The following is a 20,208-nucleotide window of genomic DNA, read 5'->3' as shown; positions in this document are numbered from 1 at the left end:
GACTGATGTGGTGCGGCCGAGCCGCGCCGACAGTGGGCTGCGATGAGCTCCACGAGTCTCCGCGAGTGAGGACAAGTCCCATGACCATCCGCCACGGCTTCCACGCCACGATGACCGCGCAGCCCGGAAAGGGCGACGAGCTGGTCGAAGCCCTGCTCAACGCGCCGTCCCTGCCGAACGATGACTGCGTCGTCTTCCTGGTCGGCCGCTCGGCCGGCAACCCGGACATCGTCCACGTCACCGAGGGCTGGGTCAGCCAGGAGGCCCACACCAGGTTCTTCGCGACCGAGCCGGCCCAGGCGATGGTCGCGGCACTGCGGCCGCTGCTGGCCGACGAGTCGCGGTACACCGACGAGGTCCCGGTCGGCGGCAAGGCCGCCCTGTGAGCTCCGCCGACCTCAGCGAAAAGGAATCCGCCATGGCACGACCTCGCCTCGACCCGTTCGGCCTCTGCCGGAGGCCTCGGGTCCCGGCCTTGGTCTCCGACTAGAGGTCGATCATGACTGTGCGACATGGCAAGGCACTGCCGGCCGTACGCTCGACCGGCGAGGACCATCGGGCGACGCCCTTCGAGCTGTTCTTCGACTCCCGCCGCTTGCCGGGCTGGCCTGCATGGTGGTCATCCTTACGGCGCTGATCGTCGTCGAGACCACCCGGTTCGCGCAGGCCCGGCGCAGCCTCCGGGGCACGTGAAGCCACGGCGGAGCAGGAATGGGCAAGGACGCGCGAGTATTGAGGCTCGTTCTCGCCCTTACGCGGCTGGTCACATGAATCCATGCCTGCCGAGAAAGGAAGGACGATGACGAACGACCATCGCAGCGAGATCTCGCTGCGAGTCAACGACGTGACGTACCGGTCGACCGTCGACAACCGCACGACGCTGCTGGACGCGTTGCGCGAGGACATCGGCCACACCGGGCCGAAGAAGGGCTGCGACCACGGGCAGTGTGGCGCCTGCACCGTGCTGATGGACGGCAGGAGAGTGGTGTCCTGCCTGACGCTGGCGGTCGCCGCCGAGGGTGCCGAGGTCACGACCGTCGAGGGGCTCGCCGGTGACGGCGAACTGCTGCCGATGCAGCAGGCGTTCATCCGGCTCGACGGTTTCCAGTGCGGATACTGCACGTCCGGGCAACTCTGCTCGGCCGTCGGCATGCTGGCCGAACACGCGGCGGGCTGGCCCAGTGCGGTCACCGCCGACGTGTCACCGGATTGCCCGGCGCCGACGTTGGACGCGGCGGAGGTGCGTGAGCGGATGAGCGGCAACCTGTGCCGCTGCGGCGCGTATCCGTCGATCGTGCGTGCCGTCCTTGAGACAGCCGCCCGCGAGGAGGTGGCGGGATGAAGGAGTTCGCCTACCAGCGCGCGGTGGACGTCCCGGACGCGTTGATCGCAGCCGACGGCGGCGCCCGCTACCTGGGCGGTGGCACGAACCTCGTCGACCTGATGAAGCACGGGGTCGAGGCGCCCGCCAGACTGGTCGATGTACGGCACCTGCCGCTCGCCGGGGTGCGCGAGGCGCCGGACGGCGGGCTGATCATCGGCGCCACGACGACCAACAGCGACCTCGCGGCCCATCCCGGGGTACGGCGGAGGTACCCGGCGCTGAGCCAGGCGGTGCTGGCCGGCGCGTCGGGCCAGCTCCGCAACATGGCCACGGTGGCCGGCAACCTGCTGCAGCGGACAAGGTGCGCGTACTTCGCCTCGCAGGTGTGCAACAAGCGGGTTCCCGGCACCGGGTGTCCCGCTGTCGCCGGTGAACACCACAACCACGCCATCCTCGACTGGACTCGAAGCTGCGTGGCCACCCATCCCTCGGACATGGCGGTGGCGATGCTGGCGTTCGACGCGGTCGTACGCTACGAGACACTCGACGGCGCCGGTGAGATCCCGCTGGCGGAGTTCTATCCGCCCGTCGGTGACACGCCGCACCGGGAGACGGCGCTGCCGCCGGGAGCCCTGGTCACGGCGGTCACCCTCCCGGGGGCCGCGGCCTCTCCACGGTCGCGCTACCGGAAGGTCCGCGAGCGTGCGTCGTACGCCTTCGCCACCGTCTCCATCGCGGCGGCTCTGGACCTCGACGGCGGCTCGGTGCGGATCGCCCTCGGCGGTGTCGCCTCTCGGCCATGGCGCGCCCGGACCGCCGAGGCCCTTCTGCTGGGCGCCCCGCTCGCGGCCGAGAGCTTCCGGGCCGCCGCCGATGCCGAACTGTCCGCCGCCGAACCGCTGCCCGGCAACGGCTACAAGGTGACGCTCGCCCGCAACCTCATCGTGGCCGTCCTGACCGAACTGGCCGACCGGGCCAAGGGGGTCCACACATGACAACGGGTGCCATCGGGGTCGCGCGGCCCCGGATCGAGGGGCCGGCCAAGGTCACCGGGACCGCACGCTACGCGGCCGACGTGCCGATCGAGGGACTGGCCTTCGGCGCGGTCGTCCTGTCCACCGTGACCCGGGGACGCATCCGCGACATCGACACGTCGGCTGTCCAGGACATGCCCGGTGTGCTGGGCGTGATTGACCACCGGAACGCGCTCCGCCTCAACCCGAAGGCGGGGGGCTTCTTCGGCCCGGACGGCGGGCTCCAGCTGTTGCAGGACGAGGTGATCCCCTTCGCCGGCCGGCCGGTCGCGCTGGTGGTGGCCGAGACGCTGGAGCAGGCCCAGGCGGCAGCCGAGGCGCTGCCGGTGACCTATGACGAGGAGCCGCACGACACGGAGTTCACCGCCGATCACCCGTCGGGCCGTCCGGCGATGACGCTCTTTGACGAGCCCGTGAACGCCGGTGACGTGGAGGCCGAACTGGCCGCGTCGGCGGTGGTGGTCGAGGAGCGGTATCGCACGCCGGAAGAGCACCACAGCGCCATGGAACCGCACTCGGCGACCGCGTGGTGGGATGGCGAGCGGCTGGAGGCCGTCGACTCCAACCAGGGGCCGTTCGTCGTCGCCGCCGCCCTGGCCACGCTGTTCTCCCTGGGCCTGGATCAGGTGCACATCCGCACCGAGCATGTCGGCGGCGGGTTCGGATCGAAGGGGCTGTGCGGCCCGCAACTGATCCTGGCCGCGATGGCCGCCTTGCGCCTCCAACGGCCGGTGCGGGTCACGCTGACCCGCGCCCAGGTGTTCCTGGCGACCGCGATGCGACCGGCCACCGATCAGCCGATCCGGATCGGCGCCGATGCCGACGGCCGTCTGCGGGCCATCTGGCACGAGCCGGCCTTCGAGATCTCTCCGCTGGCGGAGTACATCGAGGGCTGCACCGAGCTGACCAAGACCCTCTACGCGGCACCCGCGATCCGCACCCGGCTCACCGCGGTTCCGCTCGACATCCTGCCGCCGTACTCGATGCGCGGACCCGGTGCCGCACCTGGGTCGTTCGCCCTCGAATCCGCCATGGACGAGCTGGCGGAGCGGCTGGGCATGGATCCGCTCGAACTCCGGCTGCGCAACGAGCCGGTGGTCGGGCCCGTGTCCGGCCTGCCGTTCAGCAACCGGAATCTCGTCGCATGCCTGCGGGAAGGCGCGCGCCGGTTCGGCTGGGGGACACGTGATCATCGGCCGCGGCTGCGGCGGGAAGGATCGCTGCTGGTCGGCACCGGGCTGGCCGCCACGTCCTTCAGCGCCGGGGCGTTCCCCTCGTCGGCGTCGATCACCGCCGAGCCGGACGGGACCTTCACGGTGGCCATCGGCGCCACCGACCTCGGCACGGGCGCCCGCACCGCGCTGACCGCGGTCGCCGCCGACGCCCTGGCGGTCGGCACCGAGCGGATCCGGCTGCGGATCTCCGACAGCGACCTCGGCCCCGCCTGGAGCGCGGGCGGATCCCGGGGGACCACGTCCTGGGTCTGGGCGATCTCCGAGGCCGGGGCGCAGATGCGCCGCCAGGGATGCCGCGGGACGGTCACGGTCGACACCACCCAGCTGCTCGGCGACCTCCCGTCCAGGGAGCGGCATTCCTACAGTGCGGTCTTCGCCGAAGTGACGGTCGATCCGGCGACCGGCGAGGTGCGGGTGCGCCGGTTGCTCGGGATGTTCGCCGTGGGTCGCGTGGTCAACCCGCTCATGGCCCGCAGCCAGGTCATCGGCGGGATGATCGGCGGGCTGTCCATGGCGCTGCACGAGGAGGGCATCCGCGATCCGGTCTCGGGCCGGCACGTCAACGCGGACTTCGCCGGCTACCACATCGCCGCGCACGCCGACGTGCCCGACATCGAGGCCGATTTCGTGCCCGACTACGAACCCGGCATTCCCCTGGGTGTCAAGGGCGCCGGTGAGATCGGCAACGTCGGTACGGCTGCCGCGATCGCGAACGCCGTCTGGCACGCCACCGGGGTTCGGCAACGATCCCTGCCGATCCGCCTCGACCGCGTACTGGAGGGGTGAGCCCGCCACGGGGACCGCGGTCAGCGGGTGGTCCCCGTGGCGGAGGCGCGCAGGCGCGTGGCGTCCCGGCTGGGAGGGGCGCCGAACCGGCGGCGGTACTCGCGGCTGAACTGTGAGGGGCTGTCGTAACCCACCCGGCGGCTGACGGTCGCGATGTCGCCGGGGGCCGCGGAGAGCAGGAGCCGCGCCTGCTGGAGCCGGATCTGCTTCTGGAACTGGATCGGGCTCATCCCGGTGACGGCCTGGAAGTTGCGGTAGAAGGTCGAGACGCTCATTCCCGCCAGTTTGGCCACGTCCTCGACGCGGAACGGCTGGGCGTAGTGGTCGCGGATCCACTGAACGGCACGGGCGATGTGGCTGAGGCTGCTGTCGGGCAGGCCGAACTGGCGCACGATCGCGCCCTGATCGCTGGTGATCAGCCGCCAGAGGATCTCCCGTTTGATGAGAGGCGCGAGGACGGTGATGTCACGGGGGCGGTCGAGCAGGCGCAGCAGGCGGATGACGGCGTCGAGGAGCTCGGCGGAGGCGGTGCTGACGGCCAGCCCGGGCGGCGCGCCCTCGCCGAGGTCCGGCAGATCGCCCGGAGCCGCCTGCAGCAGCACTTCGGCGACGCTCGCCTGATGCAGGGTCAGCCCGACCCCGAGCCCTGGCAGATCGGGGCTGGCCTTGGCGAAATGGCTGGTCACGGGCAGGTCGACCGAGGCGACGAGGTACTGGCCCTCGCGGTACTCGTACAGATGGTCGCCCAGCGCGAACCGTTTCGTGCCTTGGGCGACCACGGCCAGCACCTTGCCGTAGGTCGTCGGCATCGGTGGTTGAGGCTGCTCGGCCTTGAAGATCAGGACATCCTCGATGGGAGTCCTGAGATCGGGTCGAGCGTGGCGTTTCAGCAGGTCGCGCAGCTCGTCGAGGGCCATGATCCCAATCCAAACACCAGTGAGGCACAGCGACAACCAAGACGGCTCTGCCGGTGTCGGCTGACGCGCTCACCCTCGGACGGTCGCGATGAGAGGCCCGGTTGATCGCGGGTTCCTACGGCTCGCTACGGTTGATCGTTCCCATGCGTTCCCAAAGGACCAGGGCCGGGCGGCCTGTCCGGTGCCGGCATCCTGGCGGGCGACTTCTTGCAGGTCGATACGGTGTGGCTCAAGCGCCTGCACGTGCTGTTCGTCATGGAGATCCAGACGCGGCGGGTGCCCTAAGGACCGAAGAGTGTGGTCGGGCGGGTCAACAGGATGCGCTCGACGGCGGAGAGCGCGAAGCGAACCGCGCCGGTGAGGATGGCGTCGTCGCCGAGAGCTGACATGCGCCATTCGGGCGGGTCGACAAGCAGTCTCGGGGAATGGCGTTCGGCGGCCTTCAAGACATGGTCGAAGGCGATGGCCAGGTGCGGCCGGGCGAAGAGGCTGGTTCCCAGCACGACAAGCGCCGGGTCCAATGTGAGTAAGACCGGTGCCATGGCTTCGGCGAGCCGACGTCCCACGGATTCCAGAGCGCTGATCGCCCCGGGGTCGCCGTCCGCGGCGCCGTGGACGACATCGGCATCGCTGTAGATGCTGCTGGGATCAATGCCAGGCCGCTGCGCCCCAGGCACGCCTATGGCACGCGCCGCCAAGGGGTTGCCGTCGGGAAAGACCATGAAGCCGATCTCGCCGGCCGCGCCGTGGTGGCCGCGTAGTGGCCGGCCACCGGTGATGATTCCGGCGCCGAGCCGTTCGCCCAGCAGGATGAAGATCATCTCGCTGGTCGTCGCTCCGACCCCTCGCCACTGTTCGCCCAGCGCGGCCAGGTTCGCATCGTTGTCGACCGCCACGGGACAGCCGAGTAGCTCGCTCAAGGTGGCTGCGATGTCCACCTCGGCCCAGTCCTTGAGGTTGTCGACGTATCGGACGCGGGTGTTGTCCTCAACCCAGCCGGGTGTTCCCACGGTGGCCGCGCAGATCTGCGAGGGAGTGACACCCACCTGCTCCATCGCGTCCCGCACCACCGTGATCATCGCTTTGGCCCGTGCCTGTCCGGTCAGATCACGCCGCACGGTGCGGTGCCGTACCGCCACCGGCTCGCCGTCGAGGTCGGCCAGGCACACGCCCACAGAGTAGGCGCGGATGTCGACACCGACGACGAACCCGGCCCGTGGCCGGAAACGGAATCGCCGCGCGGGGCGGCCAGGTGACCGTACGCCTCGGGACGACGTCGCAGGAGCGTCTTCGATGAGACCGCAGCGCAGGAGGTCTTCAACGATCACCTCGACCGTCGGGCGGGAGAGCCTGGTGGTCTCCACGAGGTTGGCCAGCCGCGGAGGGCGTGTCACGGCTCGGACCGCGGCGAGGACCGCTGCGGCGTTCGCGGTGCGCAGGTCGGCGACTCCCACCACTGCTGCCGCTGAGGCGGCCAGGCCGGAACAGCCGTCGGCCGGGTTGTTGCCGAGCGGCCACACCATCGCGCTACCGCCGCCCGAGGGTGTAGGTCCGGTGGGGCTGGCCACGGCCTGCGTCTCCTTCCAGCCTGGTGCGCCGACACCCGACGGTAACGATTGGGTGACGGCTCCTTGTCGTGTCTGCGGGCGCAAGCCTATCGTACGGTTGTTTTTGAAACGCAATTGCATTATTAAAACGCAGAGGAGGCCATATGCAGGCAGTTCAGGCCGCGGTCGAGGGTGAGGTACTGGTCCGACCACCACGCGTACTCCTCGTCGGCGCCGGGAACCGTGGCGAGACGTACGGGCACTGGATCGCGCGGCATCCGGAGCGGGCCAGTGTGGTCGCGGTGGCCGAGCCGCATCCGGAACGGCGCGCTGCGATCGCGGCGACCCACGGGCTGTCGGCCTCGGCGGTCTTCGCCGACTGGCGTGATGCCGCCGCCGGGCCCCGGACGGCCGACACCGTGATCATCACCACCCAGGACGCGGACCACGTCGAACCTGCGATCGCCTTCGCCGAAGCGGGGTATTCCGTACTGCTGGAGAAGCCGATCGCGCCGACGCAGGAGGAATGCCGCCGCGTTATCGAGGCCGTGCGGCGCAGCGGGATCGTCTTCGGCGTCTGCCACGTCCTGCGATACACGCTTTACACGAGGATGCTGCGGGACCTGCTGGCCCAGGGCCGGATCGGCGACATCGTCAACGTGGACCATGTCGAGCCGGTGGGCTTCGACCACTACGCCCATTCGTACGTACGCGGCAACTGGCGCCGCGAGGACGCCGGCGCGCCGATGCTGTTGGCCAAGTCATGCCACGATCTGGACTGGCTGCGGTACATCGTCGGCCGGCCGGTACGTGCGGTCTCCTCCTTCGGCGGCCTGAGCTTCTTCGTGCCCGCCAACCGCCCGGCGGAGGCCGCCGACCGGTGCCTGGACTGCGTCCTGCAGCGAACCTGCGCCTACTCCGCGGTCCGAAACTACGGCGAGTACCTGGCCGCCGGCCACACCGCCTGGCCGCTGAGCGTGCTCACGCCGAACCCGACGGCCGAGTCGGTGACCGAGGCGCTGCGCACGGGCCCGTACGGGCGCTGCGTGTGGGCCTGCGACAACGACGTGGTGGACCACCAGGTCGTCGCCATGGAGTTCGACGGCGGGGCGACGGCGACCTTCACCATGACGGCGTTCTCCACCAGCCGTCCGCGAGAGACCCGAATCTTCGGAACGCTGGGGGAGATCTACTGCGACGCCTCAGTCGTCAGGGTCACCGACTTCAGGACCCGGCAGACGCAGATCATCGATGTCCCGGCGCAGGACCACGCGGACGATCCGGTGCTCTCCCGGCACAGCGGCGGGGACGCCGAGCTCATGGATGCCTTCGTGACGGCCGTCGCGACACGCGACAGCCGCTGGATCGACGCCACCGCCGACGAGGCCCTGGCCGCGCACGAACTCGTCTTCGCCGCGGAGCTCGCCCGCCGCGAAGGCCGGGTCGTGACGCTCGGTTGACCCGTGACCACCAACAGAAATCTCACCTGGAGGAACTCGTGATACGACAGGGCAGAACGGCGCTGATGACGGGTGTGATCGCACTCGGCCTAGGGCTCACCGCGTGTGGCGGTGGAACCGGCACGGGAAACGCCGGTGGCGCCACGGACGACGGCCCGGTCAAGGAGATCAAGGTCGTGATCGCCGAAATGAGCAAGGACCACACGGCGGCGTTCTGGAACGCCTTCGCGGCCAAATACCAGCAGCAGACCGGAGTGAAGCTGAACCTGCAGATCGTGAGCTGGAACGACATCGATCAGCAGACCAGCACGATGGTGCAGAACGGCAACCCGCCGGACATCCTCAACCTCAACGCCTACGCCAGCTACGCCAAGGACGGGCTGCTCTACAACTCCGACGAGATCGCACTCTCGGCCGGCACGAAGACCGACATCATCGACGCCTTCGTCAACAGCGGCACCTACAACGGCAAGCTGTACGGCTTCCCCGACCTGTCGTCGGTCCGCGCCCTGTTCTACAACAAGGAACTGTTCGCCAAGGCAGGCATCGCCGGACCGCCGAAGACCTGGGACGAGTTCGTCACCACCGCGCGGAAGATCGCCGCGTTGGGCGACGGCACCGTCGGCTACGCACAGCCGCTGGGTCCTGAGGAGGCGCAGGCGGAGTTCTCGATCTGGACGTTCAACAACGGCGGCGGGTGGAAGACCGACGACAGGTGGACGATCGACTCTCCGCGGAATGTCGAAACCCTGCGGTTCCTCAAGGACCTGTCCGTCAAGCACAAGGTCACCCAGAACAACCCCGGCAAGACCAACCGCACTGACGGGGTCTTTCCCCTGTTCCAGTCCGGCAAGGCAGGCATGGTCGTGGGCTTCGGGCTGTTGTCGACAAAACTCGACGCCGAGTACCCCGACATCGACTACGGCATCGCACCCATGCCGACCAGGGATGGCGGGCCGCCGCAGACCTACGGCGTCACCGACTACCTGATGGCCTTCAAAAAGCCCGGCAATCAGGACGCGGTCAAGAAGTTCTACGAGCTGTACTACTCTCCGGACCAGATCAACACCTGGATCAAGTCCGAAGGCTTCCTGCCGGTCACCAAGTCGGGTCTGAAGGTGTTCTCCTCGGACCCGGGCCTGAAGGTGTACCTCGACACCCTGCCCAGCGTTCATCTCACCCCGACGAACGATCCCACCTGGGACAAGGTGAAGATCGCCGTGCAGCAGAACCTCGGGGCGGCCGTCGCGCCGGACGGGGACCCACAGCAGGTTCTGGACCGGTTGCAGCAGATGGCGGAGTCCAGTGGCTGAGCGAACCACAACGGTGGCCTCGGTGCCCGACCTGGCAGAGGTCGCGGCATCGAGGCGCCCGGCCGGATCGGCGACGCGTCGCAGGGCCGGCCGGCCACGCGGCCCGCGCCGGCGAGAGCGGGCCACGGTCTGGACCGCGCTGCTATGGCTGGGGCCGGCGCTGCTGCTCATCGGCGGTGTGGTGATCTACCCGGCGATCGAGCTGGTCCGCGCCTCCCTCGGCCGTTACTCGATCACCGGCCTGCGGCTGGGCGACGCCGGGGGGGAGAACTACACCAAGGTCCTCGCCCATCCCATGACCTCCACCGTCCTGATGAACACCCTCATCTGGGTCGTGGCGGTGGTCGTGCCGACGCTCGTGCTCAGTCTGGCGCTGGCGCAATTCCTGTCGAAGGAGTTCCCCGGCCGTCGCGTGGTGCGTTGGGCGGTCCTGGTGCCCTGGGCCGCGTCAGTGGTGATCACCAGCCGGTTGTTCACGCTGATCCTCGACTACTACCACGGCATCCTCAACCAGTCGCTGGTCTCGCTGGGCATCATCGACAAGCCGGTGGACTGGCTCGGCGACGACCGCTTCGCCATGGCCTCGATCATCACGGTCGGTGTGTTCGTCACCGTGCCCTTCACCACCTACGTCCTGCTCGCCGGCCTGAATTCGATCCCGCACGATGTCTATGAGGCCGCGCGTATCGACGGGGCCGGCCCATGGCAGGTGTACCGGAGGGTGACGCTGCCACTGCTGCGACCGGCGCTCATGATCGCCGCGGTGCTGGACGCCATCTACGTGTTCAACTCCTTCCCCGTCGTCTACACCCTCAACGACCGCAACCCCGGCTTCAGCAACGACACCTCCATCACCTTCATGTACAAACTGGCCTTCAAAAGCGCGGAACACGACGTCGGCATGGCCGCCGCTGCCGGTGTCATGAATGTCGCCCTCATCCTCGTCGCGGTGGTCATCTACCTGCGCCTGATCGACTGGCGTAAGGAGCGCTCATGACAGCGATGACCCCGGCACCCACCATGCACTCCCGGGCGCGACTCTGGCGACGGATCCGGCCCCGCGTGCTGCTCGTCTCCGGACTGGCCGTCGCCGTGATCTTCCTGGCCCCGTACGCGGTGATGCTGCTCGACGCGCTTCGGCCCAGCGCGGACGTGCTGGACTCCCCACCCACGTTCTGGCCACGGCGCTGGCAGTTCTCCACCTTCGGTGACGTCCTGGGCGACGAACGGTTCCGCAACTGGCTGACCACGTCAGTGATCGTCGCGGTCGCATCGACGGCGATCGTGATCGTGGTCGCCATCCCCGCGGCTTACTTCACCGCCAGGAACAGGTTTCCCGGACGTGGCGCGTTCCTCCTCCTCGTCCTGGTCACCCAGCTCTTCTCACCGACCTCGCTGGTCGTCGGCCTGTACCGCGAGTTCTTCCAGCTCAACCTGGTCAACACCCACCTCGCGATCATCCTCACCAATGCCGCGTTCAACCTCGCCTTCGCGGTGTGGATCCTGCACGGTTTCTTCGCCTCGATACCCAAAGAAGTCGAAGAGGCAGCCGAGATCGACGGCTGCAACCGGTCACGCACCCTGCTACGGGTCCTGCTCCCGCTCACCACGCCGGGAATCGTCACCGCGGTCATCTTCAGCTTCATCACGGCGTGGAACGAGTACGTGGTCGCCCTGACTCTGATGCAGGACGACGGCAAGAAGCCGCTCAACGTCGGCCTCAACTCCTACGTCACCGGCTACGAACAGCACTGGGACCAACTGTTCGCCGCCTCACTCATCGCCATAGTTCCGGTGGTCATGCTGTTCGCTCTGATAGAGAAACACCTCGTCGGCGGCCTGACCGCCGGCTCGATCAAGTAGCGGTGGCATCGTCCTCGATCGCCGGCTCACGCGCCTTGATGGATGGGGCACAGGACCCCTGGTACAGCTGATCCAGGTGGGCTCTGGTTTTCCACCAGAGCCCACGCCCGACGACGCGAGCGCGCCGAAACGGACTCCCGGCCAACTCGGCTCGGCAGGCACGCCTCCAGAGGGTCTCCCGCTGGCTGAACGCCGGAGTCCATTGGGCTGACTTGGGAAGACAGCGGTGGTCCCATTCCGCCGACGTCGCCGCCGAGCCGGCGATGGCGGCCCAGGGATGATCTGGATACACGCGGATGCACGGGCGGCGGTATCACGCTGGGTATCAGGGCACGGTACGAAAATCGCCGGGCCGAACAGGCGCAATGCCGATACCCGCCCAGGCGGGCACAGGATGAGGGCGGCACTCCGCCTCCCCCATGTGACCTCCATGCCTCTGACCTGCAGCGCCTCTGGTCGATTGGTGTGCTGGGGGTTCCCGAGGCGTCTGGCCGTTCTGGCTTGCTATAACGGTCCCAGACCCCATACCCGCAGGTCATGGTCGGCGCTGGCGGACACGGCCATGGTTTCGCCGTTGAGGGTGCCGACCGTCACTTCTTCGATCCAGTTGGTGTGGCCGGCGAGAGGTTGACGGATCGGTATGCCAACGGCTAGGTCCCACACTCGCAGCGAGTTGTCGTATGTGCTGGACACGGCGATGGTCTTGTCGCCGACGGTACCGACCGCCAGGGCGGAAACGATGCTCCCGACCTCCAAGGGCCAATTGATCGGCTGGAGGGTTGCCAGGTCCCACACCCGCAACGTTTCGTCGTCGCTGGCCGATACGGCGATGGTCCTATCGCCTAGGGTGCCGACCGCCACCTCATTCACGGTGCCCTCATGGCCGGTGAGAGGCTTACCGATCGTCTTGCCTGCGGCCAGGTCCCATACCCGTACCGTGTCGTCGAGGCCACCGGACACGGCGATGGTCTTGCCACCCAGGATGCCGACCGCCACAGCGAAGACGGTGCCTTTGTGACCGGTGAGGGGCAGTCCGATCGGCTGAAGGGTAGCCAGGTCCCACACTCGCAACGTGTCATCTGCGGCGGCCGACACGGCGATGGTCCTGCCGTTCAGAATGCCGATCGCCACCGCATAGATGTGGCCGTCATGGCCGGTGAGAGGATCGCCGATAGGTTCGCCAAGTGCCAGATCCCACACTCGCAGGGACGAACCGCTGTTGAACACGGCGACGGTCGTGCCGTTCAGAGTGGCGATCGCCACCGCGTTGATAGAGGAACTGTCGGTGGCGAAAGGCTGTCCCATCTGCTGGCCGGTGGCCAGGTCCCACATCCGCAAGGTGTCGTCGGTACCGCCGGACACGGCGATGGTCTTGCCATCCAGGGTGCCGATCGCCACTGCGTTGACGTGGCCGTCATGGCCGGTGAGCGGCTCACCGATTTGGGTGAAGTGATAGTTGAGAGACGCATCGGGCGACGGGGGCTCACTGCGGTTGGGGGGCGTCCCGGTTTCATCCGGAGTGGTCGGCAATGTGGGAGTTCCAGATGAAGACAGGGGTGGCTGGGTGGGTCCTGGACTTTTTCCGCCGCCTGGCCCGAGGCCGCCCAGCGATGAGAATGAGATGATCAAGCTGGCGACTATTGCGGCGACCACAGTGGCCCCCGCGATGAAGATCAACATATGGGGCCAGGTCGGACGGAAGAGGGGGCTACCCGGTATCGGCCAGAGGGTGTACCCGGGTTCAGGGGTGGCTGGCGCGGTGTTTTCAGCGTCGGTGGAAGCTCGCAGTAGATAAACTGCCAACGCCACGCTGCTCAAGGTGCCAAGCGCGCCGATCACACTCGCCAGGTGATCAGTCTTCTCCAGCCCAAAGACCGCCAAAAATACAAGTAGGCCAAGCCCAATGAGCACTAGGGAACCTATGACGACCCGGCGGCCCCTCCTGCTCATGAAGTGATTCTGGCTGTTTTGCCGGCGATGCGCCAGCAAGGGTTGACTAAGCAAGATTGCGATACTTGGCTCCGCCAATACGAGAATGGCCGCGTGAGAGATCAGGCCCGTTTCAGATTCAGCGGCGAGAATGAGCGAACGCCCCAATTTGCTGGCAATGCCCTCAGGTTCATCGACACTTCGGCAGGGCGGTTTTCGGAGGCATTCGGGAATGGTGTTGACCTGCGGGAATGGTGGAATCGGCAGGATTGACCCGGCTGTATGGGGAGGAGAGGCCGCGGGTGTCGCCGAACCCGGGAGTAGCCGTGGAGTGGGTGCGAGTCGATGTCCCCGAGGGAAAGACGTGCCGGGTCTGCGGCAGGCCCGCCGTGTGTGGTGCAAGGCGTTCCGGGCGGTTCCGCAGGGCCCGAGCGCTGTGTGAATTGCACGCCAGGGCGATGTTCGGGCCCGAGGACCCGGTCTGGGAGCGGTGGGATCGCCTTTCCCAACGGGAGTTGTATCCAGAGTGGCTGCGCGGGTTAACGCTCATGATGGAGGGACTGACCCAAGGGCGGCCGGAAGAGGAGACGCTAGAACCCGGCGGGGCTTACGGATGTCGGAGTTGATCGTTACCGTGGCGGCACGCTAAGGGGAAGACGGATGGGGAGTGTCGCGGGTGAAGATCACATACGCCGATGTCGCCTGGCTGGCCAAGGATCACGGGCTGGGTGAGGTGTGGTGCCTGACCTTGGTGCGGGGGCTGGGCGAGGCCGAGGTCCTTCGGCGGATGAGTGCCAGGGAGGAGAGCATCCGGCCGCTTACCTACCGGAAGCTGATGGATGAGGAGTTGTTCCCCGGCACGGTTCTGGTCGGGCGCCTGGACGGGTGGAGCGCGCTCATTGAGGTGAGCGGTTGGCAGGGGACAGAACCCGATGTCTTGCGGGTGCTGTCGGCTGGGACAGAGGTCGTGTCGGTCTTGCGGCACGACTATGCGGCCCATGAGTTCGTGTACGCCGTTGATGGGGAGCGGGTGACGTTCTTCGATCCCGTGATTCCCGCGTGGCGGTATGGGAGTGATCCTGATCGCCTGGTGGACGCGATGAGTGGCGCGGGCTTCGATCTCGGATACGAACCGGTAGAAGAGGGGGGAGCTGGGAACCTCGATCATCCGGTGGTGGATGGGGCTCTGTTGCTCATGGCCCGGCTGACCGGTGTCATGTTGACCCAGGACGTCTTGAGCGGGTCGCTGCTGAGCGGCGTCATCGCGACTCATAGGCCTTAGGGCTTATGCGGCGGCGTGCCGATGGTCGGTGTGTTGGTCGGGTACAGCGGGCGTGCGGGTCGGTGGACGGCCCGGGGCGCCGCCGTCCGGGACCGGCGTCCACGCCGCACGCCCGGACGGCGGGCGGCGGAGGGCCGGGTACGGCGGCGCGGTGCGCCGCCGCTTGAACAGGGGGTGGACATCCGGGTGATTCAGCCGGTCCTCGGCCATTCCCGGCTCACCACGACCAAGCGGTACACCCACATCACGGAGACGCTCGCGATCGAGGCGGCGGGCCGGATGGGACGGGCGCTGTGGGACGGCTGACGGCAACCTGACGGCGACCGTTGCAACCCTGATTGCAACCCTGGGCAGACTTCCCGAGTAGGAAATGGGAAGTCTGCCCAGCTCATTGGGGTAGGGCGCCTGGGACTCGAACCCAAAAGATCGCCCTCGGGCCGTTCCGGACGGTTCAATGCAGATCAGCGGGCATGCGTGGTCCCTCCTGAACGGCCTTGAACCCCTCTGCATTGCAACGGAGGATGCAACGGAGAGGACTTTCGTTACCCGGTGGGCTGGGGCTGAGGCACGAAGACCCAGACCGTCGATCGCCCCCGACCACGTGTGACGATCAGCCACCGCAAGGCGATCGTGAGGGATTCACGGGACAGAGACCAGGGTTGCATCTTGTACCCAGGTACAGGCTTACCGTCGGGGTGTAGGAGCCGCTCGCATGAGAGACGGGCGGTTGGCACTGGGAGGGCTCATGGAGTGGGCACCGGCCGAATGCACGCTTCCGACCGAGGAGCGGCCGTTGCGAGTCGCGGAATTCGACGAGTTGTTCGCCTCGGCCTTGCTGGGGCTGGAACGAGTGGGGCCGACTCACCTGCGGCTCACGCTGGAAGGGGGCGAGCAGGTGGAGAAGACGGCGCGGGATCTGACAGCCAGGGAGAGCGGGTGCTGCTCGTTCTTCGCCTTCACCTTCACCTCTGGTGATGCGAGCCTGGCGCTGGATGTCAAGGTGCCCGCGGTTCACGCCAAGGTGCTCGACGGACTGGCGGCCAGGGCGGCTACGCAGGTCGCGCGATGAGTGAGAAGTGGCTGCGCACCGGGGAGGTCGCCGAAGCGGCGGGGGTCAACGCTCAGACGCTGCGCTACTACCACCGTCGAGGGTTGTTGCAGGAGCCGCAGCGCAGTAACGGCGGCCATCGGCTGTACTCGCCGGAAACCGTGGTCCTGCTTCGGGTGATCAAAGCGGCACAACGGCTGGGCTTCACCCTGGAAGAGGTGGCCGACCTGGTCGAGACGGGCAGGCACCGTCACGGCAGGTCCGACGGCGGGTTGCAAGCCCGTGCACTGGTCAAACTGGCCGAGGTGGAGCAGAAGATCGAAGATCTGCAGACGATTCGCGAGATGCTGGTCCAGGCGCTCGATGCCGGATGTGATGACCTGGTGGCGTGCGCGGCGAGTTCGTGTTGCCCGCTGCCGTTCTCGGACCTGACAGAGGGGCAGGAACATGTCGAGGTCAACTGATTCCAGGTCACGGGAGCGCCTGATCCCGTCCGGTCTGGCGGGACTGGCCGGGGTGGCCTGCGCCGCCTGTTGTGTGCTTCCCGTACTGCTGGCCGCCGGGGTGATCGGAGGGGCCGGGGCCGTGACGCTGATCGGGATCATGCCAACGTTGGCTGTGGTGTTGGCGGTTCTAACTGTGGCGGCCTGGGGGCTGGGCTGGTTGCTGCGACGTCGGAAGCAGATCGGCGGATGCACGGGCGGGGCTGAGTGTGGCTGCCAGGGGGAAAGTGCTCACCGGCATGCCGAGAGCGCTCCTCTACAGTCACAGCCGTGACTGTTGCGCGTTCCCTTCTGCTGTTCGTTGTGGCCGCTCTTGCTGAGATCGGCGGGGCTTGGCTGGTCTGGCAGGGAGTCAGAGAGCAACGCGGGCTGCTATGGGTTGGAGCCGGGTTCATCGCTTTGGGCTTGTACGGGCTCGTGGCCACCTTCCAGCCAGACGCCCACTTCGGCCGGATTCTTGCCGCCTACGGGGGCGTGTTCGTCGCCGGTTCGCTGATCTGGGGCATGGTGGTCGACAAGTTCCGGCCTGACCGGTGGGACGTCATCGGGGCTGCCATCTGCCTGCTCGGTGTGCTGGTCATCATGTACGTCCCGCGTGGATGACCAGAGCTGAGCGAAGCGGCCGGCGCCAATGCGAAGCATCCCAAAGGAACCGCGAAGCGGTTGGGGCCGCTGGTCGAAGCGACCTTATGGCGGCGGTGTGGCCCACGTGCGGCGGCCGATGGTCGAGTACGGCGCGTGGGCGGTGTGGCGGGCGGCTCGCAGTCCCGCCGCCGTCCGAGACCGGCGCCCACGCCGCACGCTCGGGCGGCGGTGCGCCGCGCCGCCGCCTTGATACCTATGAGATTAATTCGGCAACTGTTGGCCGTGCTCCAAATACAACGGGCGGCCGATGGTGCGGGCGGTGACGGCGGCTGTGACGCGGTTGGCCAGTCGTTTGATCAGGAGGCTGGGTAGTTCCTCGACGGGGTGGAAGTCGTAGCCGGTCAGCTCATCGGCACCGAGGCGGATGCTGTCGCGCATGCTTGGGGTGAGGGTTCCGCCGTCGAAGAGGAACAGGACCTTGTCGCCTTCCTGCGGGTGCGGTGCCCAGTCGACCACGAGCAGGTCACCGATCGGCGGTTGGATGCCGAGTTCCTCGTGGACTTCGCGAACGCATGCCTGGAACGGGGTCTCGCCGGGTTCGATGTAGCCGCCGGGAATCTCCAGGTAGTCCTTGTAGTGGGGGCGGACCAGGAGCAGGCGGCCGTGTTCGTCGAAGAAGAGTGCCCCGGCTGCGGCGCGGAGGGTGGCCATTGGCGGGGTCTCTTGTCCGGTCATGATCCCTACGCTAGGGGAAGTCCGTCCCGTGTGAAGGTTCCTCAGGTGACGCGCAGCCAGCGGGTCAGATCGGTGAGTCGATGGCTGGGTTTGCCTTTCTGGCGGCGAATCCGGCTCAGGACGAGTTGGCGGCTGAGGTAGTGGTGGCGGATCTGCTCGGGGGCCAGGTGCTCGGCCTGAGGGAGGGCGTCCAATGCCTCGTCCGTGCGGCTCCACTGGCTGAAGGACTCCGGGTAGCCCTCGGGGTCCTTCGTCGTGTCGGCTACCGTGGCCCCGGAATCGCTCCGCGAGCTTCCAGAACCTCTGAGCTGACCTGGGGAAACGTCATCGATCCCATTCCGCGTATATTCCGGGACCGGTGGCAGACGGCTGCGTCTGGCTGCATCCGGCTGCATGGGCGGAGAAAGGTCGCCAGGAACGTAGGCCCAGGTCAGAGCCTACGTTCCTGCTCGCGAGTGGTAGGGCGCCTGGGACTCGAACCCAGAACCTACGGATTAAAAGATCGGCCTTGGACTGTTCCAGGTAGTTTAATGCAGGTCATGGGGTGTATGCGGTCCATTCTGAACGGCTTTGAACGCCCCTGTATTGCAACCCGAAGTGCAACCCTGGTACCCGGCGACCCCCAGCGGTGAGAACCACCCCCAGCGTTTGGGAACCTCGACTGTGTAGCCGCCCGGAGGCATGACCTTCTGGAGTTCGTCGGCAAGCTCTGGGCCTTGATCGCCGACCTCGCTCCAATAAGAGTGAAAGTGCTTCTTGTCCATCGTAGTAATCTCGATTCTCCGCTCGGCGTCGATGAGCCTGGCGGTCGAGACATTGCCCGAACGGATCTGATGGAGCACGGTGGACATGTCTGTCTGCTGAGAATCGTCACGATTAAGCAAGAACAGGCCGCCGATGAGTACCAAGCCTGCAGTGACGGAGCACACGATGAACGTCCTGAACCGCGATGCTTTTTTCTGGTACTGGTGAGGGGCCTCGGGCTGCTTCTCGATCATGCCTACAGCATGCCAGTCCACTCGTTGCGTTTGAAGGCCGTGGGTTCACTCCCGTAAATGGATATGGCCGACATACATGGCGGTCATGAGAGCAATCTCGATTGCAGTAGCACATCACCAGTTTGGAAGATCTCGGTACGCGACCCTGTGAGCTGCTGCGTTCCAGGTCAGAGGCGGTCTTGCCTTGCCCGCGAGTCCCCGTGACTCCCCTTTGGTGACCCTCCTGACGGGCACGCAACGGGCACGGTCTGGCCTCCTTGTCCGTAGGTCCCCAAACGATGTGCGGGGGGCGTTCGAGGCAGATTTTCCCCGCTGGGATGTGAACCAGAACCGTATAGTTGACGTTCGATGAACATGACGCGTAAGCGCTGGGTCGTTCTCATTGCCTCCGTCGCTGTGCTGGGCCTGGTGGTGCTGTGGTGGATCGCAACTGAGAACGGCCGGCGGCTCGATAGGCACGTACAGCGGGCTCTTGAGCGTTATGAGCAAGCCTTCGCGAGAGACGGTGCCCGTGCTACTCCGACACCTCTTCGTCGGGACGGGTTCAGTCCCGCTCTTGGCGTTCCTTCCGCGGAGAAGGTCACTGTCAACCAAGACGGCAGGACGCTCACCGTCGAGTTCATCGGGCGAAAGACCACGGGTCCCTGCGGCTCGGACTACACCGCGCGAGCCGTCGAGTCCGAGCACGCGGCCCTGATCGTGGTGGAGGAGCACCCACACGAGTGGGTACGGGCGTGCACGGATGAGGGATACCGCAGGCAGGCGACCGTACAGCTCAGCCGTCCCCTGGACGGGCGCACGGTGCTGGAGGCTATGAGAGGGATGCCCGTTCCCGTCGATCTTCCGAGATGACAAGCCCCAGGAGCCGACGCAAGGGCGATCGTCCACCACGTTGCCCAGTGAGCCAGGGTGAGGAACGAACCCTGGATCTTCGATCGCCCCCGACCACGGCAGACATCGGCCACCCCGTGGCGATCGTCGGGCTGCATGGGGGCGGCGGCGCGACCAAGGGCTGGCGGACGGCGTGGGTGCGGCGCGGCGTGTGTACGGCGACGGCCCGGAGTCCTGCTCGCGCGCCGGGACCGGCCCCCAGGCCGCATGCCCGGTGCGCGCTGGCAGGCGCAGGGCCGGGCGACGGCGCGCAGCGCCGCCGCCGCTTGATACCCATAAGAACAATTCGGCAGTTACTCGTGAAGCTGTGACGGTCCGAGTAGACGAGTGCCGTCGTGGTGGCGGATGGCCGGCGCTTGGTCGTGGTGCATGGCGTCGAGGACGCGGATCGCGAACGCTTCGGATGCGAGTGATGAGACCTCGTCCGCGGTGACCCAGCGGAAGGCGCGGGCTTCGTCGGTTTCGGTGATGTGGCCGCCGATGACTTTGCAGCGGAAGACGAGGGCGATGATGCCGCGTGTCATGTTCTTGTAGACGCCGGTGAGGGTGACGGGCTCGACGTGCAGGCCGGTCTCTTCGTGGATCTCTCGGAGTAGGCCGGTGGTGATGTCCTCGTCGCGTTCGAGGACTCCGCCGGGTGCTTCCCAGTGGTTGTTGTCTCGTCGTTGGGTGAGGAGTGCGCGGCCTTGGTCGTCGATGATCACGCCTGCCACGCTGACGGAGTGCTGCGTGTTGTGGTGATCCATCGGATGTCCTCC

The 20,208-nt window shown here is 67.1% G+C and carries 21 protein-coding genes; 14 read left to right on the top strand and 7 right to left on the bottom strand.

Going from position 1 to position 20,208, the window contains the following annotated elements:
* The first annotated feature begins 80 nt into the window (after positions 1 to 80).
* The 4 genes from ACQP0P_RS45770 to ACQP0P_RS45755 all read left to right on the top strand — a co-directional run bounded on the left by ACQP0P_RS45770 (position 81) and on the right by ACQP0P_RS45755 (position 4,379).
* A complete protein-coding gene (locus tag ACQP0P_RS45770; RefSeq protein ID WP_433368911.1) occupies positions 81 to 386 on the top strand; it encodes a putative quinol monooxygenase in 306 nt (101 codons plus the stop codon).
* Between the two features lie 413 nt (positions 387 to 799).
* Positions 800 to 1,342 (top strand): (2Fe-2S)-binding protein, encoded by a 543-nt coding sequence (locus ACQP0P_RS45765; protein WP_433368908.1) that lies wholly within the window; start codon positions 800 to 802, stop codon positions 1,340 to 1,342.
* Complete coding sequence (locus ACQP0P_RS45760) at positions 1,339 to 2,319, top strand: FAD binding domain-containing protein (RefSeq protein ID WP_433368906.1); 981 nt, start codon at positions 1,339 to 1,341, stop codon at positions 2,317 to 2,319. The genes ACQP0P_RS45765 and ACQP0P_RS45760 overlap by 4 nt, the downstream gene beginning before the upstream one ends.
* Positions 2,316 to 4,379 carry a xanthine dehydrogenase family protein molybdopterin-binding subunit gene (locus ACQP0P_RS45755; RefSeq protein ID WP_433368903.1) on the top strand — a complete coding sequence of 688 codons (2,064 nt, stop codon included), beginning with the start codon at positions 2,316 to 2,318 and terminating at the stop codon, positions 4,377 to 4,379. Before ACQP0P_RS45760 ends, ACQP0P_RS45755 begins: the two co-directional genes overlap by 4 nt.
* Positions 4,380 to 4,399: 20 nt before the next feature.
* On the opposite strand, the gene ACQP0P_RS45750 is transcribed toward ACQP0P_RS45755, so the two are convergent.
* Both ACQP0P_RS45750 and ACQP0P_RS45745 read right to left on the bottom strand, forming a co-directional pair.
* Positions 4,400 to 5,296 carry an AraC family transcriptional regulator N-terminal domain-containing protein gene (locus ACQP0P_RS45750; RefSeq protein ID WP_433368900.1) on the bottom strand — a complete coding sequence of 299 codons (897 nt, stop codon included), beginning with the start codon at positions 5,294 to 5,296 and terminating at the stop codon, positions 4,400 to 4,402.
* A gap of 281 nt (positions 5,297 to 5,577) precedes the next feature.
* Positions 5,578 to 6,864, bottom strand: coding sequence for an ROK family protein (locus ACQP0P_RS45745; RefSeq protein WP_433368897.1), 1,287 nt, complete (start codon positions 6,862 to 6,864; stop codon positions 5,578 to 5,580).
* Positions 6,865 to 7,007: 143 nt separating this feature from the next.
* On the opposite strand from ACQP0P_RS45745, the gene ACQP0P_RS45740 reads away from it, so the two are divergent.
* From ACQP0P_RS45740 to ACQP0P_RS45725, 4 genes are all read left to right on the top strand, one after another.
* Positions 7,008 to 8,303 carry a Gfo/Idh/MocA family protein gene (locus ACQP0P_RS45740; RefSeq protein ID WP_433368894.1) on the top strand — a complete coding sequence of 432 codons (1,296 nt, stop codon included), beginning with the start codon at positions 7,008 to 7,010 and terminating at the stop codon, positions 8,301 to 8,303.
* A 65-nt stretch (positions 8,304 to 8,368) separates the two neighbouring features.
* Positions 8,369 to 9,616: an extracellular solute-binding protein gene (locus tag ACQP0P_RS45735; RefSeq protein WP_433368891.1), complete on the top strand. Its 1,248-nt coding sequence runs from the start codon at positions 8,369 to 8,371 to the stop codon at positions 9,614 to 9,616.
* Positions 9,609 to 10,613, top strand: coding sequence for a carbohydrate ABC transporter permease (locus ACQP0P_RS45730; RefSeq protein WP_433368888.1), 1,005 nt, complete (start codon positions 9,609 to 9,611; stop codon positions 10,611 to 10,613). Before ACQP0P_RS45735 ends, ACQP0P_RS45730 begins: the two co-directional genes overlap by 8 nt.
* A complete protein-coding gene (locus ACQP0P_RS45725; RefSeq protein WP_433368885.1) occupies positions 10,610 to 11,479 on the top strand; it encodes a carbohydrate ABC transporter permease in 870 nt (289 codons plus the stop codon). Before ACQP0P_RS45730 ends, ACQP0P_RS45725 begins: the two co-directional genes overlap by 4 nt.
* 504 nt (positions 11,480 to 11,983) lie before the next feature.
* On the opposite strand, the gene ACQP0P_RS45720 is transcribed toward ACQP0P_RS45725, so the two are convergent.
* Complete coding sequence (locus tag ACQP0P_RS45720) at positions 11,984 to 13,009, bottom strand: WD40 repeat domain-containing protein (RefSeq protein WP_433368882.1); 1,026 nt, start codon at positions 13,007 to 13,009, stop codon at positions 11,984 to 11,986.
* A 1,066-nt stretch (positions 13,010 to 14,075) separates the two neighbouring features.
* Between ACQP0P_RS45720 and ACQP0P_RS45715 the strand changes: the two genes are divergently transcribed.
* The 5 genes from ACQP0P_RS45715 to ACQP0P_RS45695 all read left to right on the top strand — a co-directional run bounded on the left by ACQP0P_RS45715 (position 14,076) and on the right by ACQP0P_RS45695 (position 16,844).
* On the top strand, positions 14,076 to 14,690 hold the full coding sequence (locus tag ACQP0P_RS45715; RefSeq protein WP_433368880.1) for a DUF6461 domain-containing protein: 615 nt from the start codon (positions 14,076 to 14,078) through the stop codon (positions 14,688 to 14,690).
* 186 nt (positions 14,691 to 14,876) lie between these two features.
* Complete coding sequence (locus ACQP0P_RS45710) at positions 14,877 to 14,996, top strand: hypothetical protein (protein WP_433368877.1); 120 nt, start codon at positions 14,877 to 14,879, stop codon at positions 14,994 to 14,996.
* A gap of 406 nt (positions 14,997 to 15,402) precedes the next feature.
* On the top strand, positions 15,403 to 15,759 hold the full coding sequence (locus ACQP0P_RS45705) for a hypothetical protein (RefSeq protein ID WP_433368874.1): 357 nt from the start codon (positions 15,403 to 15,405) through the stop codon (positions 15,757 to 15,759).
* Positions 15,756 to 16,202, top strand: coding sequence for a MerR family transcriptional regulator (locus ACQP0P_RS45700; protein WP_433368872.1), 447 nt, complete (start codon positions 15,756 to 15,758; stop codon positions 16,200 to 16,202). The genes ACQP0P_RS45705 and ACQP0P_RS45700 overlap by 4 nt, the downstream gene beginning before the upstream one ends.
* A 309-nt stretch (positions 16,203 to 16,511) precedes the next feature.
* Positions 16,512 to 16,844: a YnfA family protein gene (locus ACQP0P_RS45695; RefSeq protein WP_433368869.1), complete on the top strand. Its 333-nt coding sequence runs from the start codon at positions 16,512 to 16,514 to the stop codon at positions 16,842 to 16,844.
* Positions 16,845 to 17,087: 243 nt separating this feature from the next.
* On the opposite strand, the gene ACQP0P_RS45690 is transcribed toward ACQP0P_RS45695, so the two are convergent.
* The 3 genes from ACQP0P_RS45690 to ACQP0P_RS45680 form a co-directional block, all read right to left on the bottom strand.
* Entirely contained in the window at positions 17,088 to 17,561 is a 474-nt protein-coding gene (locus ACQP0P_RS45690; protein WP_433368867.1) for an NUDIX domain-containing protein, read from the bottom strand.
* 41 nt (positions 17,562 to 17,602) lie between these two features.
* Positions 17,603 to 17,755, bottom strand: a complete 153-nt coding sequence (locus ACQP0P_RS45685) for a hypothetical protein (RefSeq protein WP_433368864.1) — start codon at positions 17,753 to 17,755, stop codon at positions 17,603 to 17,605.
* A 333-nt stretch (positions 17,756 to 18,088) separates the two neighbouring features.
* Positions 18,089 to 18,559 (bottom strand): hypothetical protein, encoded by a 471-nt coding sequence (locus tag ACQP0P_RS45680; protein WP_433368861.1) that lies wholly within the window; start codon positions 18,557 to 18,559, stop codon positions 18,089 to 18,091.
* Positions 18,560 to 18,907: 348 nt separating this feature from the next.
* Between ACQP0P_RS45680 and ACQP0P_RS45675 the strand changes: the two genes are divergently transcribed.
* Positions 18,908 to 19,411 carry a hypothetical protein gene (locus ACQP0P_RS45675; RefSeq protein WP_433368858.1) on the top strand — a complete coding sequence of 168 codons (504 nt, stop codon included), beginning with the start codon at positions 18,908 to 18,910 and terminating at the stop codon, positions 19,409 to 19,411.
* A 332-nt stretch (positions 19,412 to 19,743) separates the two neighbouring features.
* Here ACQP0P_RS45675 and ACQP0P_RS45670 read toward each other — a convergent pair whose 3' ends face one another.
* On the bottom strand, positions 19,744 to 20,196 hold the full coding sequence (locus tag ACQP0P_RS45670) for an NUDIX hydrolase (protein ID WP_433368855.1): 453 nt from the start codon (positions 20,194 to 20,196) through the stop codon (positions 19,744 to 19,746).
* Positions 20,197 to 20,208 lie beyond the last annotated feature (12 nt).

It is taken from the genome of Streptosporangium sp. CA-115845, from assembly GCF_050943795.1.
Classification (GTDB): domain Bacteria; phylum Actinomycetota; class Actinomycetes; order Streptosporangiales; family Streptosporangiaceae; genus Streptosporangium.
This window is presented reverse-complemented; position numbering and strand designations above follow the sequence as displayed.